Annotated in this window: 15 protein-coding genes and 1 pseudogene; 7 read left to right on the top strand and 9 right to left on the bottom strand. The window is 72.3% G+C overall.

All coding sequences use genetic code 11. From position 1 onward, the window contains the following. Position 1 precedes the first annotated feature (1 nt). Entirely contained in the window at positions 2-964 is a 963-nt protein-coding gene (locus tag C4U44_RS05720; protein ID WP_103884495.1) for a carbohydrate ABC transporter permease, read from the bottom strand. Positions 965-983: 19 nt separating this feature from the next. Further along, positions 984-2,339, bottom strand: coding sequence for an ABC transporter substrate-binding protein (locus C4U44_RS05715; protein ID WP_103884494.1), 1,356 nt, complete (start codon positions 2,337-2,339; stop codon positions 984-986). A 310-nt stretch (positions 2,340-2,649) separates the two neighbouring features. Between C4U44_RS05715 and C4U44_RS05710 the strand changes: the two genes are divergently transcribed. Continuing rightward, positions 2,650-2,976 carry a hypothetical protein gene (locus C4U44_RS05710; RefSeq protein WP_103884493.1) on the top strand — a complete coding sequence of 109 codons (327 nt, stop codon included), beginning with the start codon at positions 2,650-2,652 and terminating at the stop codon, positions 2,974-2,976. A gap of 15 nt (positions 2,977-2,991) precedes the next feature. Then, positions 2,992-3,378: pseudogene (locus C4U44_RS05705) on the top strand (glycoside hydrolase family 75 protein); the annotation flags it as partial. Positions 3,379-3,873: 495 nt separating this feature from the next. Here C4U44_RS05705 and C4U44_RS42265 read toward each other — a convergent pair. Both C4U44_RS42265 and C4U44_RS05695 read right to left on the bottom strand, forming a co-directional pair. Then, positions 3,874-4,413 (bottom strand): hypothetical protein, encoded by a 540-nt coding sequence (locus tag C4U44_RS42265; protein WP_103884491.1) that lies wholly within the window; start codon positions 4,411-4,413, stop codon positions 3,874-3,876. Positions 4,414-4,484: 71 nt separating this feature from the next. Continuing rightward, positions 4,485-5,576 carry a Gfo/Idh/MocA family protein gene (locus C4U44_RS05695; protein ID WP_160144982.1) on the bottom strand — a complete coding sequence of 364 codons (1,092 nt, stop codon included), beginning with the start codon at positions 5,574-5,576 and terminating at the stop codon, positions 4,485-4,487. Between the two features lie 252 nt (positions 5,577-5,828). On the opposite strand from C4U44_RS05695, the gene C4U44_RS05690 reads away from it, so the two are divergent. Next, on the top strand, positions 5,829-6,836 hold the full coding sequence (locus tag C4U44_RS05690) for a helix-turn-helix transcriptional regulator (protein ID WP_160144981.1): 1,008 nt from the start codon (positions 5,829-5,831) through the stop codon (positions 6,834-6,836). 150 nt (positions 6,837-6,986) lie between these two features. Next, positions 6,987-7,214 carry a hypothetical protein gene (locus C4U44_RS05685; protein ID WP_103884488.1) on the top strand — a complete coding sequence of 76 codons (228 nt, stop codon included), beginning with the start codon at positions 6,987-6,989 and terminating at the stop codon, positions 7,212-7,214. Between the two features lie 157 nt (positions 7,215-7,371). Here the strand turns inward: C4U44_RS05685 and C4U44_RS41445 are convergent, their stop codons facing one another. Continuing rightward, a complete protein-coding gene (locus C4U44_RS41445; protein WP_160144980.1) occupies positions 7,372-7,536 on the bottom strand; it encodes a hypothetical protein in 165 nt (54 codons plus the stop codon). 475 nt (positions 7,537-8,011) lie between these two features. Continuing rightward, positions 8,012-8,686 (bottom strand): pentapeptide repeat-containing protein, encoded by a 675-nt coding sequence (locus C4U44_RS05675; RefSeq protein WP_103884486.1) that lies wholly within the window; start codon positions 8,684-8,686, stop codon positions 8,012-8,014. 176 nt (positions 8,687-8,862) lie between these two features. On the opposite strand from C4U44_RS05675, the gene C4U44_RS05670 reads away from it, so the two are divergent. Next, positions 8,863-10,398 (top strand): FtsW/RodA/SpoVE family cell cycle protein, encoded by a 1,536-nt coding sequence (locus tag C4U44_RS05670; RefSeq protein WP_103884485.1) that lies wholly within the window; start codon positions 8,863-8,865, stop codon positions 10,396-10,398. Beyond that, positions 10,395-11,885, top strand: a complete 1,491-nt coding sequence (locus tag C4U44_RS05665) for a penicillin-binding transpeptidase domain-containing protein (RefSeq protein WP_103884484.1) — start codon at positions 10,395-10,397, stop codon at positions 11,883-11,885. Before C4U44_RS05670 ends, C4U44_RS05665 begins: the two co-directional genes overlap by 4 nt. Here the strand turns inward: C4U44_RS05665 and C4U44_RS05660 are convergent. The 3 genes from C4U44_RS05660 to C4U44_RS05650 form a co-directional block, all read right to left on the bottom strand. Beyond that, entirely contained in the window at positions 11,863-12,813 is a 951-nt protein-coding gene (locus C4U44_RS05660; protein ID WP_103884483.1) for a polysaccharide deacetylase family protein, read from the bottom strand. The two genes, C4U44_RS05665 and C4U44_RS05660, sit on opposite strands and share 23 nt — an antisense overlap. A gap of 194 nt (positions 12,814-13,007) precedes the next feature. Beyond that, complete coding sequence (locus C4U44_RS05655) at positions 13,008-14,192, bottom strand: CapA family protein (RefSeq protein WP_103884482.1); 1,185 nt, start codon at positions 14,190-14,192, stop codon at positions 13,008-13,010. 46 nt (positions 14,193-14,238) lie between these two features. Next, positions 14,239-15,366 carry a ferritin-like domain-containing protein gene (locus C4U44_RS05650; RefSeq protein WP_103884481.1) on the bottom strand — a complete coding sequence of 376 codons (1,128 nt, stop codon included), beginning with the start codon at positions 15,364-15,366 and terminating at the stop codon, positions 14,239-14,241. Positions 15,367-15,540: 174 nt separating this feature from the next. Between C4U44_RS05650 and C4U44_RS05645 the strand changes: the two genes are divergently transcribed. Further along, positions 15,541-16,431 (top strand): AurF N-oxygenase family protein, encoded by an 891-nt coding sequence (locus C4U44_RS05645; protein ID WP_103884480.1) that lies wholly within the window; start codon positions 15,541-15,543, stop codon positions 16,429-16,431. Positions 16,432-16,446 lie beyond the last annotated feature (15 nt).

Genomic DNA, 16,446 nt, shown 5'->3' with positions numbered 1-16,446 from the left:
CTCATGCCTCCTTGCGCCTGCGCCACCACAGGGTGAGGCAGGTCAGCAGCACGGTGACCAGGAACAGCACGGTGGACACGGCCGACGCCAGGCCCAACTGGTTGTTCTGGATGCCCTGCTTGTAGGTGTAGGTCACGATGGTCTCGGTGGAGCCGGCCGGGCCGCCGCCGGTCAGGACGTAGATCTCGGTGAAGACGCGCAGCCCGCGGATGATGCCCAGGGTGATCACGATGGTGGTGACCGGGCGCAGCGAGGGCAGCGTGACATGCCGCAGCCGGTGCCAGGCGCCCGCGCCGTCGATCGCCGCGGCCTCGTACAGCTGCTTGTCGATGCCGGCCAGGCCGGCCACGAAGATCACCATGTCGTACGGTGCGCTCTTCCAGACCTGGATCAGCATCACCGAGGCGAGCGAGGAGTGCGGCGAGGACAGGAACGGCTCGGGGCCGAGGCCGAGATGGCCGAGCAGGGTGTTGAGGGTGCCGTAGCCGCCCGGGTAGAGGATGGTGTTCCACAGTTCGGCGACGGCCACCATCGCGGTGACCACCGGCAGGAACGCGGCGGTGCGCAGGATGCGCAGGTGCCGGGCCGGGCCCTCCAGCAGCAGCGCGAGCCCGAAGCCGATGACGGCCGAGGCGGCCACCGTCACCAGCGCGTCGATGACGGTGTGCTCGACCGCCGAGCGCAGCGCCGCGTCGTGGAAGGCGGTCCGGAAGTTCGCCCAGCCGACCCACTTGTTGCCCAGGTAGGGGCGGACCTGGAAGAAGCTGAGGTACATCCCCCACAGCGTCGGCCAGAACTTGAAGACGCCGAAGAGCGCCAGGACGGGCGCGAGGAAGATCCAGGGGGTCGCCGCCCGCGGCCATCTGAGCAGGGCGCGCGGCGCGGACGGGCTACGGGTACCGGCCGGCGGCCGGGGGCGCCCGCCGCGCGGGCCGCGGCCGGGCCGGTCCTCGGTCAGAGTCATGTGGCGTTCCACCCGCGCCCTACTTCTTCAGCAGGGACGTGTACGTGGAGTCGAGGGAGGACAGCGTCTTCGCCGGGTCGTCGCAGCCGGACAGCATCTTGTTGAGGCTCTCCGAGGCGTCGTTGCGGTAGGTCTGCCAGTCCGGGGCGCTCACCGGCTCGTAGGTGGAGCTGTTCGCGTAGACCTGCTGGGCCACCTGCCAGCGGGAGTCGTCCGCGTGCACCTTCGCCGGGTCGACGGTGGTGTTGATCGGCAGCCGCACGATGGTCGAGGTCGGCACGCCGGTCATGCCGAGCTTCTGCGCGGGTGCGGAGACCATGAACGACGCGAGCGTGTCGAAGTCGGCGGCGCGCTTGGACCCGGCCATGGCGTAGACGGTGGTGCCCTCGGCCAGGCTGCCGACGCCCTTGGGGCCGGCCGGCGGGGCGACCACGTCGTACTTGCCCTTCACGGCGGTGGCGTCCATGGTCGCGTAGGCGTAGGGGCCGGTCAGGTACATCCCGGCCACGCCGGTCTGGAACGCCGTGTTCGTGTCCGTGGTGAGGTTGTTGAGGGCGCCGGGCTGGACCACCTTGTCGGTGCAGTACATCTTCTCCAGGAACCGGGCGGCCTGGACCGCCTGCGGGGAGTCGATGACGGAGTCGAAGCCGCCGCTGCCGCTGGGCACCAGGAAGTTGCCGCCGGCCTGGTAGAGGAAGTTCGACCAGTACCAGGACAGGTAGCCGCGCTGGGTGGAGCCGGGCACGTCCAGGCCGTAGGTGTCGTTCTTGCCGTTGCCGTCCGGGTCCTGGGTGGTGAACGCCTTGGCCACCTTCTCCAGGTCGGCCCAGGTCTTCGGCGCCTGCAGGCCGACCTTCTTCAGCCAGTCGCTGCGCACCAGGAGGACGTTGGCCTGCGCGGAGAACGGCACGCCGTAGGTCTTGCCCTGGTCGTCCACCACCGACTTCCAGGCGGCGCCGCTGACCTGGTCCGCGCCGGCGATCTTCGCCTTGTCGACCTCGGTGATGATGCCCTGGCTCTCGAACGCGCCGAGCTGCGAACCGTCGTCGATCACCACGTCGGGCAACTTGTGGGCGGCGGCGGCCGCGTTGAGCTTGGTCTCGAAGTCGGTGTTGGTCATGAACAGCTGGATCTTGACGCCGGTCTTCCTGGTGTAGGCGTCGAAGACCATCTGGTACGCCTTCTGCGAGTCGCCGGCGCCGCGCACCCAGACCTTCAGCGGCCCCGACGCGGAACCACCGCCGGACCCACCGCCGGAACCGCCGCACGCGGTCAGCGCGGTGGACGCGGCGACGAGGGTGACAGCGAGGGCCGCCATCGGCAGGGCCCGCCTCCGGCCGGTGGTGCGTACGGTGCTGCTGCGGGGCGCGCTCATCGTCACTCCGTTCACGTACGAAAACTCGGTCCATATCTAGGAATAGCCGGGACCCTAGGACGGCCCCGCACCGGGGTCAAGGGGTTTGACACGTCCCCGCAGCACCCGCGCCCTTGAGCAGAGTTCGCCACCATCACGGCCGCCGGGCGCGGGAGTTCGGCACCGCGCTCCGGATTCATCCACATGAATCACCGTTCGTCGCCGGGCGACCGGACGACCGCTGCCGGACTCATTGACAGGGAAATGTCAGTAAGGTTCCCTGTCATTTCACCGCCGCCAACTTCCGTCCCACCTCCGGAAGGAACGCATCGTGATCCACCTCCGCCCCCGCCTGGCCGCCGCCTCGGCAGCCGCGGCGATCCTCGCCGTCACCGCGGGCCTGACCGTCGGCGCACCGTCCTCCCTGGCCGCGACACCGGCCCGGGCGCACGCCGCCTCGGGGCCCAGCGCCGGCCAACTCCTGGACAAGGCACAGGACTGCACGCCCGCCTCGAACGGCGAGTACGCCACCGACGACGGCGAGCCCTCCACCGTCGAGATCTGCGCGAACGACTCCGCCTACACGTGGACGTCCGACATGGACATCGACTGCGACGGGGTGACCACGTCGCACTGCAACCACTCCACCGACCCGTGATACCAGGACGAGACGTCCTTCCAGACCTCCACCGGCCAGTACTTCACCTCGGACCAGACGCACTACTACGTGATCCCGCTGCCCAGCAGCCGGTTCAGCTACGAGGACGCCGGGATCTCGCCCGGCAGCGTGGCGGCCGTGGTCTACAACGGCAAGGTGGTGTATGCCGTCTTCGCCGACGAGGGGCCGGGCAACATCATCGGCGAGGGGTCGTACGCTCTGGCCACCGCGCTCGGGATCGACCCGGACCCGGACACCGGCGGCACCGACGGCCCGGTCACCTTCATCGTCTTCCCCGGTCAGGTGCCCGACCCGGTGGAGAACAACACCGCGATCGACTCGGTGGGCAGCGCGGCCGCGACCGCCTGGGTCGGCGACAGCGCCTCGGCGCACCGGAGTTGAGCCTTCCGCCCCCTCGCACCGGACAGCCGGCGCCCACACCCTGCGGCAGTACGCCGTCGAGATGTCTTTGAGCCAGGGTGAATGGCACCGACTGTCCGGTTTACCTCCGTTGACGGCGGCAGCCTTCGAAGTACACGATTGTCCCAGCGCGTTGATCGGGTCGCCCGAGCGGCGCCCCGCGGGTCGACGGCGCACGGACCGGCCGGGCCGGCGACCTCCCCCGTGGTCGCCGGCCCGGCTGCCGCCTTTCCTCGGCATGCCCCGAACTCGCCACGCCGAATGGCGGGGCTTCGCCACGCTGACCGCCGAAGACGCGTAACGTAGAGCCTGCGTGGCGGCCCCCATCCCCCCCCGGGGCCGCCACTGCATGCGTGCGGCGGCCCCGGGTGAACCCGGGGCCGCCGTTGTGCGTGCGCTCTGTGCGGTGAGCCGCGCCGATCCGGTGGGTTGATCAGGATCGGACGGGGTCGGACGGATCGGACGGGTCGGCGCGGATCAGTGCCCGAACAGGTGCCGCGCGTGGTGCCGCGGCCGGCGGGCGGGGGCGCCGGTGGAGACCGCCTCCTCGTCGGCGGGCGGCGCCAGGGTGGCACCGGACGGGCCGGACGCGCCGGTGTCCGCCGCGGCGCCCGCGTCACCGGGAAAGCCGCCTGCACCGGACCGGACCGGATCGGCCGCGACCGGTTCGTACCGGCCGGGAGCGGCGGGAGCCGCCGCGGCGGCGTCCTTGGTCTCCAGTCGCGCCGCCAGCTCGTCGCGCTCCCGGACCGCGGCGGCCGCGTCCCGGCGCACCGCGCGGTACTTGCGCATCTTGCGCCGCCGCAGCGCGCCGCCGGCCAGCGCCATCACGCAGCCGAGGCAGAAGATCAGGGCCAGCGCGAGTCCGGCGCAGAAGAGCGCGAGGCCGTTCATGGTCGCGATGTGGTGGCCGAGCACGGTCACCTGGTAGTCGGGTCCGCCCGAGAGGTTGTCGGCAAGCGCGAGACCGGTGAAGGCCGCGGTGCAGGCAAGGAGCAGAAGTCCCAGGATCAGCATGTGCGGTCACCTCCGAGTAAGGGAACTCCTCATCAGCCGCCTACCCCCGCCCGGGCCGCGCACGCACCCGCTCATGCCAGCCGCAGGGCCGCCTCGCGCACCGCCCGCGCGTCCCGGCGGACGTCGGCCAGCCCGGGCAGCGCGCCGCCCTCCCCGCTCAGCTGCCGCGCCCAGGCGACGAGTTGCCGCCGGAACCCGGTGTTTCCCGGCTCGGCCGTACGCACCCGGCGCTCGGCCAGCCCGCTGCCGGCGTCCCACGTCTCGACGGTCAGCGTGGCCGTCTCGTCGCGCGCGTAGGGCGAGGGCAGGGAGAGGGTGGCCACACCGTCCTCGGCGGTGAACTCCAGCACCTCGCGGTAGCGGCGGTGCCCCGGCACCCGCTGGTGGGTCAGGTCGACCACCAGCCCGTCGTCGGGCCGCCACCGGCAGCTCACCCCGGCGCCCGCGGCCCAGCCGTCGGCGTGCAGCAGCCGGCCGGCCAGCTCCCGGCCGCTGCCGGCCAGCACCGCGTGCACCAGGTTCACCTGGTGGATGAGCGAGCCGCCCAGCCCCCGCGCGTACGCCTCCCGCTGCGCGCCGGTGGAATCCGGCCCCAGCGCGCGGGCCAGGGCCTCGCGGGCGGGGGCGGGCTGCGGCCCGAACGGCGGTGGCTCGTACGGGAGCAGGTGCGCGACCTGGTGCGGCGCGTTGGGGTCGTGGATGTCGACGGTCAGCCGCCGGGCGCGGTCCAGGCGCTCCCGGCAGTGGTCGAGGAAGAGCCGCACCACCGGGTCGTGCCGCTTCATGTAGCCCGCGGCGACCGGCAGTCCGGTGCGGAGCTCGACGGCGGCCAGCGCGTCCACCTCGCCGAGGTCCAGGCTCACCGGCTTCTCGCAGAGCACCGGCAGCCCCGCCGACAGGCACTCCTCGACCACCGCGCGGTGCGTCCACCACGGCGTGCACACCAGCGCCGCCCGCGCCCCGGCCCGGACCGCCTCGGCGATCGACCCGCGGACCGGCACCTCGCCGAACCCGGACGCCCGTACCGCCGCGATGTGCGCGGGGTCGCTTTCCACCACTGCCGCCAGCCGCAGTTCGGCCGGCAGGTCCCGGATCTCCCGCAGATGCGCGGCGTGGGCCACCTTCCCCGCGCCGACGAGCACGACGGGGACCGGGGCCGCCACGCGAGGTCGTTCCCGTCCCTGGGTGCTCGAAAGTCCGGGCTGTCCCATCTGCAACCTCTTTCTGGCGTCGTTCGGAAGGTGGCGTTCAGCGCTGCCGTGATCGATTATGTAGCCAGCGGCCGGTGGGCCGGAAAGGCCAAACCTTCACTGCTGGCGCGCGACGTTTCGGTTGCTAAAGTTCCTGGGGGCGCCGATACGCGACCGCGCGAACCGCGGGTGCAACACAGGGTGTGGGAGCGAGGGAGGGCAGACGTGGCCGGTGCGGCACGACATGGGGATCTGGACGCGGCCGGTATCGGACTTGCGATATACCGGGAACTGCTGACCAACGGCTCCAGCGAGCGCGAGAAGGTCGACGCGAGCCTGGGTCTGACCCAGGAGGAGTCGACGGCCGGCTGGCACGAGCTGGACGGCCTCGGCCTGATCCGACCGAGCTGGCGTACCGGCAAGATGGAGACCGTCGAGCCCGACACCGCGCTGATAGGCCTGCTGGCCAGGCAGCGTGCGACGCTGCTCGCGCAGCGTGACGGGCTGACCGCGCTGGCCGAGGCGGCCGAGACGCTGATGGAGCGCTACCGGCCGATGGTGACCCGGGAACCGGGCGAGGTCGAGGTCGAGGTCCTCACCGGGGCGGCCCGGCGCCGCGAATTCGTGCGCGACTTCACCGTCACCGTCACGGAAGTCATCTCATCCATGCATCCGGGCCCCCTTCCCCCGCCGGAATTCCTGGAGACTTCCCTCAAGACCGACCGCGCATTGATCGAGCGCAATATCAGAGTGCGCGCCATCTACGGCCAGAGCGTGAATTCCGGACCACGGCAGCGTAAATACCTGACCGATCTCGCCGCACTGGGGGCGGAAGTCCGGCTCATTCCGCAGGTTCCTTTCGATCTGCTCGTCGCCGACGAGCACAGCGCGTTGACACCCACCGATCCGACGGATCCGGAAGGCCCGGCGGTGGTGATCCGCGGCCAGACCCTGATCCGCTCCTACCTGGCGATGTACGAGGACTGCTGGCTGCGCTCGGTCCCCATCACCGCCAAGCCGTCGAACGGCCAGGACGACGAGAGCGAGCTCACCGAGCAGCACCGGACGACACTGCGACTGCTCGCCAACGGATTGACGGACGAGCGCATCGCGCGAACACTGGGAGTTTCACTGCGCACGGTGAGTCGCCTGGTGTCAGAGGTGATGCGTTATCTTGACGCGGAGAGCCGCTTCCAGGCCGGTGTCCTCGCGGCCGCCAATGATTTGATCTGAGTGACGTGCGCGTATGCGCCATGGCGCATTTCCGCACGGTCGGAACGTAGTACTCCGCTCCGCGGTGTCGGCATCCTGGGAACGCTAGACGCATTTGCGCGTAGCGTACCGCCGCAGGCTGCCCCTCAGCCTTGATCGTTAAGGAAACCGATGTCGCGTAAATGGCTCAGGGCCCATGCCCCCGCCGTCGCTGCGTTGGCGCTTGCTCTCGGCTCCGTCGGTGGCACTGGTGTCGCCGTTGCCGCCGACATCACCGCTGCCGCATCGCCGGCCGTCAGCACGTCGCAGTCCCACTCGTCGACCCAACTGTCGGCGGACGCGGACACCGACCAGACCCAGCAGGTGGTCTCCCCCTTCGTCTGGTATCCGCCGGCCTAGCCCACCGCGATCCTTTCGCTGTACGGCCCGTGATGGTTCACGGGCCGTACAGCGTTTCCTGCGTGGGGGGAAGTGCCGGTGATGCGGTGGGGGCCGGCGGCGCAGGAAGTCCGGGGTCGGGTGCAACAGGTGGTGCCGGGTGGGTGGTGCGGGAGGTTCAGTGGGCGCCGAGACCGGAGGGGACGGCGCCGCAGGGTTCAGGACTGGTGATCCGCAGTGCCTCGTACAGCACCGCGTCGATATCCGTCGCGGCGTCTTCGGCGGCCGGATGTACGGCCAGCCAGCCGAGGTGCCGGCGGAGGAAGGCTGCGAGGGCCGGCACCGTCCGTAGGGGGAGACGGACGGTCCGGCCCTCGACTATCAGATCGGCCCAGGAGGCGAGAGTGCCTCGTACAGCGGCGCGCGCCTCGACAGCCGGCCCGTTCAGGGGGATGCCGGGCCGGGCAGTGCCGGTCTCTCGGTCGCCGGAGTCCGGCGCCGGTACGAGCGCGACCTCCAACTCGCCGTATACCCGGGGAAGCAAGGCGAGTTGCCGATCCAACCGCTCCTGGCAGGGGACGCACAGCGCAGGGTCCGTATCGACACACAAGTGGTGTGCGCTCCGGAACTCCATCTCCTGCACCGAGCTGTTCCCTTCTCGCCGGGGGCGGTAAGTAGAGCAAACCAGGGGGGGGTGATCCGGACAATGTCGGCCGACCGGCCGGATTCCGCAATGGCGCGTTCGCGCAGCAGGACGCCTGTCAAGTCGTTCGGCAGGGGTGGCGGAAGGCGCCTCGTGGGGCGCCTGATCCGGCACTTCAGCGGTCCTGGACGGTGATGCCGAGGGTGTGCGCCAGCGCCGGCGCGAGGTCCAGCAACTGGCTGGAGCTGATCACCGCGCCCCGCAGGCTGTCGTACCCGTCGGCGAGGTCGATGCCGACCGCGCCGCGCAGGTCGCACCGCTCCAGCACGGCCCGGCCGAGGCGGGCCTGCTCCAGCCGGCTGCCGGGGAAGGTGACGCCGTCCAGGCGGGCCTCGCCGAGGTCGACGTCGCGCAGCACGCAGTCCTCGAAGACCACGTCGTGCAGCCGGGCCGCGCGCAGGTTCACCGAGTCGAGCTTGCAGCGGCGCAGGACCACGCGGCGCAGGACCGCCCCGAACGCCTCGACGCCGGCCAGCGAGCAGCCGACGAGCGCGGAGTCCAGCCAGTTGCTCTCGGCGAGCGAGACGCCGGTCAGCCGGGTGCCGGCCGCCCACAGCTCGTTCATCCGGGTGCCGCGCAGGTCGGCGTCGGTGAAGGAGCAGTCGGTGACGGCCGATTCGAGGAAGCGGGCGCCGGTGGCGCGGCTGCCGGGCGGGAAGTCGGTCCGGTCGAAGTGCACGGTGTCGTAGTCGCCCTCGACCTCCAGCGGGCCGGTGTGCGGGCGCAGCAGGTCGGCGTAGGGCAGGTCGGCGAGGTCGTCCGGGGCGTCGGCGGCGTCAGCGGCGGTCATGGCGGCCACAGTAGGGCCGGGCACCGACACCGGGCGGGGGCCCGGGTCCAGGGCCGGGCGGGGGGCAGGGCGGCGCGGGAGGAGGCGGGGCGGGCGGAGGCGGGGCGCGACGGGACGCGGGGCGCGGCACCCGACTTCACGGACATAACGGTCGCCGGTTGCTAGCGTGGCCGCCCATGAGCGCAACGTCGGCGACCGCTCCTCCCCCGCCCGGTCCGCCGCGCCCGGCGGACCCGCACGGCACCGCGCGGCCGCGCCCGGCCGCCCGCCGCGGGGTGGAGCTGTGCCTGCTGGTCGCGGCGGTGGGCATCGCGGTCTACGGCCACGCGGAGGTGGGGCTGGCCCGCAGCGGGGCGGTGCCCAAGGACGCCCTGGCGTACGGCGCGGGCCTCGGCGGGCTGGCGCTGCTGGCCCATGTGGCGGTGCGGGCCCGGGCCCGGTACGCCGATCCGCTGCTGCTGCCGATCGCGGTGCTGCTCAACGGCCTGGGCCTGGTGCTGGTGTACCGGCTGGACCTGGAGCCCTCGCTCGGCCCGCGGGCGGCGCCGGCCCAACTGGTGTGGTCCGCGCTGGGAGTGGGCCTGTTCGCGGTCGCGGTGCTGGCGCTGCGGGACCACCGGGTGCTCGCGAGGTACGCGTACGTGAGCGTGACCGGGGCGCTGGTGCTGCTGGTGGCCCCGATCGCCTTCCCCGCGGTGAACGGGGCGCGGATCTGGATCCGGGCGGCCGGGTTCTCCATCCAGCCAGGGGAGTTCGCGAAGGTGCTGCTGGCGGTGTTCTTCGCGGGTTACCTGTCGGCGAACCGCGCGGCGCTGGCGTACGCGGGGCGGCCGCTGCTGGGGACGGGCCGGCTGAAGCGGCTCGGCTGGCTCCAGTTGCCGACCGGGCGGGTGCTCGGCCCGGTGATCGCGGTGTGGCTGATGAGCGTGGGCGTACTCGTGCTGGAGCGCGACCTCGGGACCTCGCTGCTGTTCTTCGGCCTGTTCGTGGTGATGCTCTACGTGGCGACCGGCAGGACCGGGTGGATCGCGGTGGGACTGCTGCTGGCGGCGGCCGGTGCGGTCGCGGTGGGCGCGACCGAGCCGCACGTGCACCAGCGGGTGCAGGACTGGCTGCACCCGTTCGCGACGGTGGCCGCCGGGCAGGGGCCGAGCCAGATCGCGCAGTCGCTCTTCGCGTTCGGCGACGGCGGCGCGCTGGGCGCCGGACTGGGCCAGGGCTCGTCGTACCTGGTCGGCTTCGCCGCGAAGTCGGACTTCGTGCTGGCCACGGGGGGCGAGGAGTTGGGGCTCGCCGGGCTGTGCGCGCTGCTGGGCCTGTACGCGCTGCTGGTGGCCCGCGGGTTCGCGGCGGCGCTGGCCACCCGCGACCCGTTCGGGCGGCTGCTGGCGGCCGGGCTGGCGTCGATCCTGGCGCTCCAGGTGTTCGTGGTCACCGGCGGGGTGATGGACCTGATCCCGCTGACCGGGATGGCGATGCCGTTCCTGGCGCAGGGCGGTTCGTCGGTGGTCGCCAACTGGCTGATCGTGGCGCTGCTGGTGCGGATCAGCGACCGGGCCCGCCGGCCCGATCCGCAGCAGCAGCCGCCGCGGGCGGGCGGCGCGGGCGGGCCGGGAGAGCCCGATCCCGGGCCGGGGGCGGACCGGGCGGCGTCCGGCCCGCCGGGGACCGGCCCGGCCGGTCCCGGGACCGCCCCGGGGAGCGCGCGGTGAACCGCTGCGTGCGGCACGCCGCCGCCTTCTGCCTGCTGCTGCTGCTCGCCCTGCTCGCCAACGCCACCCGGGTGCAGATCGTCTCGGCCCGGGGCTACGCCGCCGATCCCGCCAACCGGCGGGCCGACATCGCGCTGTACGCCCGCCCGCGCGGCGACATCCTCGCCGGTACCCGCCGGGTCACCGGATCGCGGTCCACCGACGGCCAGTTGAGGTACGTCCGCAGCTACACCGACGGGCCGCTCTACGCGCCGGTGACCGGCTTCGCTTCGCAGACGTACGGCGCCAGCCTGCTGGAGGGGACCGAGAACGACCTGCTGGACGGCTCCTCGCCGGCACTGCGCGAGCGGCCGCTGTGGCAGGAGATCACCCGCGCCCGGCAGCGCGGCGGCGACGTGCACACCACGATCGACCCGGCTGCGCAGCGGGCCGCGTTCGACGGTCTGGCCGGGCGCCGGGGCGCCGTGGCGGCGCTGGACCCGGCCACCGGGCGGATCCTGGCGCTGGTCTCCTCGCCGTCGTACGACCCGGCGGCGCTGTCGGGCGCGGGCCCGTCGGTGACCGCGGCCTGGAAGCGGCTCAACGACGACCCGGAGCAGCCGATGCTGGACCGGGCGATCCGGCAGACGTATCCGCCCGGTTCGACCTTCAAGGTGGTCACGGCCGCGGCGGCGCTGGAGAGCGGCGAGATCACCGATGTGCGGGCGCGGACCGTCTCCCCGGACCCCTACCGGCTGCCGGGCACCGACGTACAGCTGACCAACGAGGGCGCCGGCTGCCGCGACGCGAGCGTGTACGACGCCTTCCGCTACTCCTGCAACACCGTGTTCGCGAAGCTGGGCGCGGATCTCGGCTCCCAGGACGTGGTGACGCAGGCCGAGTTGTTCGGCTTCAACGACGGGGACCTGCGCATCCCGCCGAGCGTGGCGAAGAGCAACGTGGACACCGTGATGAGCCCGGACCAGGTGGCGCTGTCCTCGATCGGGCAGTACGACACGACCGCGACGCCGCTCCAGATGGCGATGGTGGCGGCGGCGGTCGGCGACAGCGGCCGGCTGATGGCGCCGTACATGGTGGACCGGGTGACCAACCACGCCGGGACCACGGTGAGTACGGCCCACCCGCACCTGCTGCACCAGGCGGTCGGCGCGCGGACGGCCGGCCAGCTCCAGATGCTGATGGAGGCGGTGGTCACGGACGGCACCGGGACGAACGCGGCGATCCCGGGGTGGGTGGTCGGCGGCAAGACCGGAACCGCCCAGCACGGCCTGGCCAACGCCGGTACGCCGTACGCCTGGTTCCTGTCCTACGCCCGGCCGCCGGGCAGCGGCAGGGCCGCGGTGGCGGTCGCGGTGGTGGTGGAGGACGCGGACGCGGTGCGGGCGGACATCTCCGGGGGCGGCAACGCGGCGCCGATCGCCCGGGCGGTGATGGAGGCGGTGCTCAAGGGGCCGGCGGCGGGGCTCAGTCCACCTTCGGGAAGCTGAACGCGTAGCCCTGGGAGTGCAGCCAGGTCAGGGTCTGGTCGAGGGCGGCCACGGTCTGCGAGCGCTCGCCGCCGCCGTCGTGGAAGAGGATGGTCGGGCCGTTGCCTATCTCGTACTTGACGGTGCCGACGATGCTGGCCACGCCCTTGCGCTCGTAGTCCTTGGTGTCGACGTTCCAACCGAGCGGGCGCATGCCGTGCTGGGCGGCGTAGGCGCGGCTGGCCGGGGTGAACGCGCCGCCGGGGGCGCGGTAGTAGTACACCCGGGCGCCGCCGGACGCCTTCTCGATCATGGAGTAGGCGCCCATGATCTCCGACTTCTGGTAGGCCACGGACTTCTTGTCCATGCCCTCGTCGTGGTGCACGGTGTGGTCGCACAGCCGGTGCCCGGCGGCGACCACCTCGCGGACCACGGCGGGGTTGTCGCGCGCCTGCGGGCCGATCATGCAGAAGGTGGCGTGCACGTGGTGCTTCTTCAGCACCTGGAGCACCTTCGGGGTCCAGACCGGGTCCGGGCCGTCGTCGATGGTGATGTTGACGGCCTTGCCCGGCGTCTCCGCGGCGTGCTGGATCGAGTCGGGCACCACCGGGACGGCGGGCGGCGTGGTCGGGTGACCGGTGGACGGCGAGGTGCCGGTACCGCCGGTACCGCCGCCCCCGCCGGCGCCCGGCTGCGCCGGACCGTGCGGCGCCTTCCCGTCGGCGGCCGAGGAGTGCCGGCCGGGCCCGGGCGAGGCGACCGCGGTGACCACGGCGGCGAGCACCACCACCGCCACGGCCACGGCGATCGCGAGGATCGGCTGCGCGGATCTCGACTTCGGTCCGCCCGGCTCGCGTTCGCGGCCCGGGCCCTGGATCGGCGGCGGGCCGACCGGCCCGTCCCCGCCCGGCCCGTACGGCTGCTCCGGTATCCGTCCCCGTGCGGTCATGTGTGCGCCCGCCCGCCTTCCGTCCTTGCTCGGCTCCTGGTGCGGCCGGTGTCCCCCGGTCCCGCGATCCGATAGATGCGGTCGCCCAGGGTACGGTTCCGCGCGGGTCGGCGCGGGCGGTCACCGTTACAGGATCCGGACCAATGCGCATGGACCGGCCCCGCGGACGGGTGGAACCTTTTTCCGGTACGCCACTACCCGTGCGGAGGTGGGGTCAGGCCGGTGCAGGAGCGCAACTGCCCGTAGCGGTGCAGGATGTCGCTGCCCGCGGCGCCCGCCTGCGGTTCCGGCACTCCGTGGGAGTCGACGGTCGCGGGGCTGAAGCGGGCACCGGTGACCTTGCCGGCGCGGGTGACGGTGAGGGTGGTCACACCGGTGTCGTTGGAGTGAGGGTAGGGCGAGGTGCCGTACCAGAGGAAGTTGCCGAATCCGTAGGCGACATAGGTGGGGCCGAGCATGCCGGAGCCGAGCATCACGTGCGCGTGGGTGCCGACCACCGCGGTGGCGCCGGCCGCGGACAGGTCGGCGGCGATCGACTTCTGGTCGGCGACCGGGCAGTTCTCGCCCTCGATGCCCCAGTGCAGGTAGACGACCACCACGTCGGCGTGGGCCTTGGCGGCGCGGACGGCGGCCAGCAGCCGCGGCCGGTCCAGCGCGGAGGCGATGCCGGGGGTGCTCGGACCGGCCCGGAAGTCGGAGTTGGTGAGGTCGTAGACCTGGCTGGCGGCCAGCACCGCCAGCCGCACGCCGTTCACGGTCTCGGTGAACGGGCGGTACGCCTCCGCCTGGTCGGCGCCGATGCCGATCACCGGGATCGGCGAGGAGTGCTTGGCGGCGACGGAGTCGGCCAGGCCCACCGGGCCGTAGTCCACGGCGTGGTTGTTGGCCATGGTGATGGCGTCGACGCCGGAGTCGTGCAGCGCGGTGAGCGCGGCCGGGCCGGTGCGGAAGTGGTAGATCTTCGCCTGCGGGGTGCCGCGGGTGGTGATCGCGGACTCCAGGTTGACCATCGAGAAGTCGGCGGCGGCCAGTTGCTTCGCCATCGGGCCGAGCGCGGGGTGCACGTCGAGCCGTCCGGCCGTGCGGCCGGTGAAGTGGACGTCCCCGGCGAACGCGAGGGTGAGGGTGCCGGCCGGCTCGTGCGGCGCCCCGGCCCCGGCCGATCCGCCGGGTGTCTCGGGGGCGCCGCCGCCGGCCGGGGTACGGCCCTGGCCGGCGGCCGCGGCGCGATCCGGGTGGTCGCCGTGCCCGTAGCCAAGGGACACGGCGCCGGCGACGGCGACCAGCAGCCCGGCCAGGCTCAGCGTGACGTTTCTGCGGCGGCGGCGCGCCCTGGCACGGCGGGTGGCGCGCCGCTGCGATCTCGGACCAGCATTCATCACATAAACATACGATTAGGTCGTCCGTGATCATGCTGCGGGTCCCCTAGCCCCGGGGCGTGCCCTCCGGGGATTCACCACCCTGGGCGATGGCGTCCGCCACCTCGGTGACCCGGGCGGCCTCCTCGGCGGCGAAGCGCTCCGCGTCCATCCGCTCGGCGATCTCCTCGTCCTGACTCATCAGCAGGTCCAGGTTGGAGTCCCCCAGGTCGAACACGCCCAGGTCGAGGTAGGCCTTCTGCAGCCGCGGCCCCCACAGCCCGATGTCCTTCACGCACGGCACGATCCGGCTGAACAGCAGCTTCCTGAACAGGTGCAGGAACTCCGACCGCTCGGTCATCTCGATCGCCTCGGCCTGCGGGATGCCGAAGTTCGCCAGCACCTCGGTGCCGCGCAGCCGGTCGCGCATCAGGTAGCAGCCCTCGATCACGAACTCCTCGCGCTCGCGCAGCTCGGCGTCGGACAGCTGCTTGTAGTAGTCCCGCAGCGCCATCCGGCCGAACGCCACGTGCCGCGCCTCGTCCTGCATCACGTAGGCGAGGATCTGCCGGGGCAGCGGCTTGTCGGTGGTGTCGCGGATCATGCCGAAGGCGGCCAGCGCCAGCCCCTCGATCAGTACCTGCATGCCGAGGTAGGGCATGTCCCAGCGGGAGTCGCGCAGGGTGTCGCCGAGCAGCGACTGGAGGTTGTCGTTGATCGGGTAGAGCATCCCGACCTTCTCGTGCAGGAACCGGCCGTAGATCTCGGCGTGCCGGGCCTCGTCCATGGTCTGGGTGGCCGAGTAGAACTTCGCGTCCAGGTCCGGCACCGACTCCACGATCCGGGCCGCGCAGACCATCGCGCCCTGCTCGCCGTGCAGGAACTGGCTGAACTGCCAGGCGGTGTAGTGCTGCCGCAGCAGACCGCGGTCGGCCTCGGTCATCGCGTCCCAGTAACGGGTGCCGTAGAGGGTCATCGCCTCGTCGGGCGTGCCGAGCGCGTCGTACGGGTCGACCTCCAGGTCCCAGTCGATCCGGCGCACCGCGTCCCACTGCTTGTCCTTGCCCTTCTGGTACAGGGCGAGCAGCCGGTCCCGGCCGTCGTCGTACTCCCAGGAGAAACGCGCCGCACCCTGGGCCGGGACCTGCCAGGTCCACTCCGTGGGCGGCTGCGTGTAGCGACCTTCCGTCGACATCGGCACTCCGATCCGGTGGCTGCCTGCGGGCGCCGACGGTCGCCGGCGCCCGCCCCGCCCGACCCGCGCGGTTCCGCGGCCATTGCCGCGCAAGGGGTTGACGGGCTTGTTGACACAGAGTCTCATAAGAACCGTACCCCAGGTAACCCTCATGCAGCGGAGGCCGGTTCACCCATGGACGCAACCCTGATCGACCGGGAGAGGACGGCTGAGCGGCTGCTGTCGGCGTCGGCGAAGCACTCCTTCGACCCCGACACCGAACTGGACTGGGACGCGCCTTTCGACGACGGCGCCTGGTTCTGGCCGCCCGAGCTCGTCTCGCTCTACGACACCCCGCTGTGGCGGCGGATGACGGAGGAGCAGCGGATCGCCCTGTCCCGCCACGAGGCGTCCTCGCTGTGCGCCTCGGGCGTCTGGTTCGAGACGATCCTCATGCAACTCCTGCTGCGCCACACCTACGACCTCGACCCGACCAGCGCGCACGTCCGCTATGCCCTGACCGAGATAGCCGACGAGTGCCGGCACTCCAAGATGTTCGCCCGCGCGGTCACCAAGTTCGGCACGCCCACCTACGGTCCCGCGCGCAAGGACCGCGCGCTCGGACGGGTGCTCAAGACCGCGTCCACCACGCCGGGTTCGTTCACCGGCACGCTGCTCGCCGAGGAGATCCTGGACTGGATGCAGCGGCTCACCTTCCCCGACGAGCGCGTCCAGCCGTTCGTGCGCGGCGTGACCCGGATCCACGTCGTCGAGGAGGCCCGGCACATCCGGTACGCCCGCGAGGAGTTGCGCCGCCAGATGACCACGGCGCCGCGCTGGGAGGTCGCGCTGACCCGCACCACCTCCGCCGAGGCCGCCCGGGTCATCGCCCGCTCGCTGATCAGCCCCGGGGTCTACTCGGCGGTCGGGCTCGACCCGGCCGAGGCGGTCGCCGCGGTACGCGCCAGCGGCCACCGGCGGGACATCATGCGGCACTCGGCGAAGCGGCTGATGGACTTCTTCGACGAGATCGGACTGCTCAAGGGGCCGTCGATGCCGCTGTGGCGGGCGTCGGGGCTGCTGTAGGCGCGCGCGAACCCC

It is taken from the genome of Actinacidiphila yanglinensis (assembly GCF_900107965.1).
Lineage (GTDB): Bacteria > Actinomycetota > Actinomycetes > Streptomycetales > Streptomycetaceae > Actinacidiphila > Actinacidiphila yanglinensis.
The sequence above is the reverse complement of the archived record's forward strand: the minus strand, read 5'-3'. Positions and strand labels throughout refer to the sequence as shown.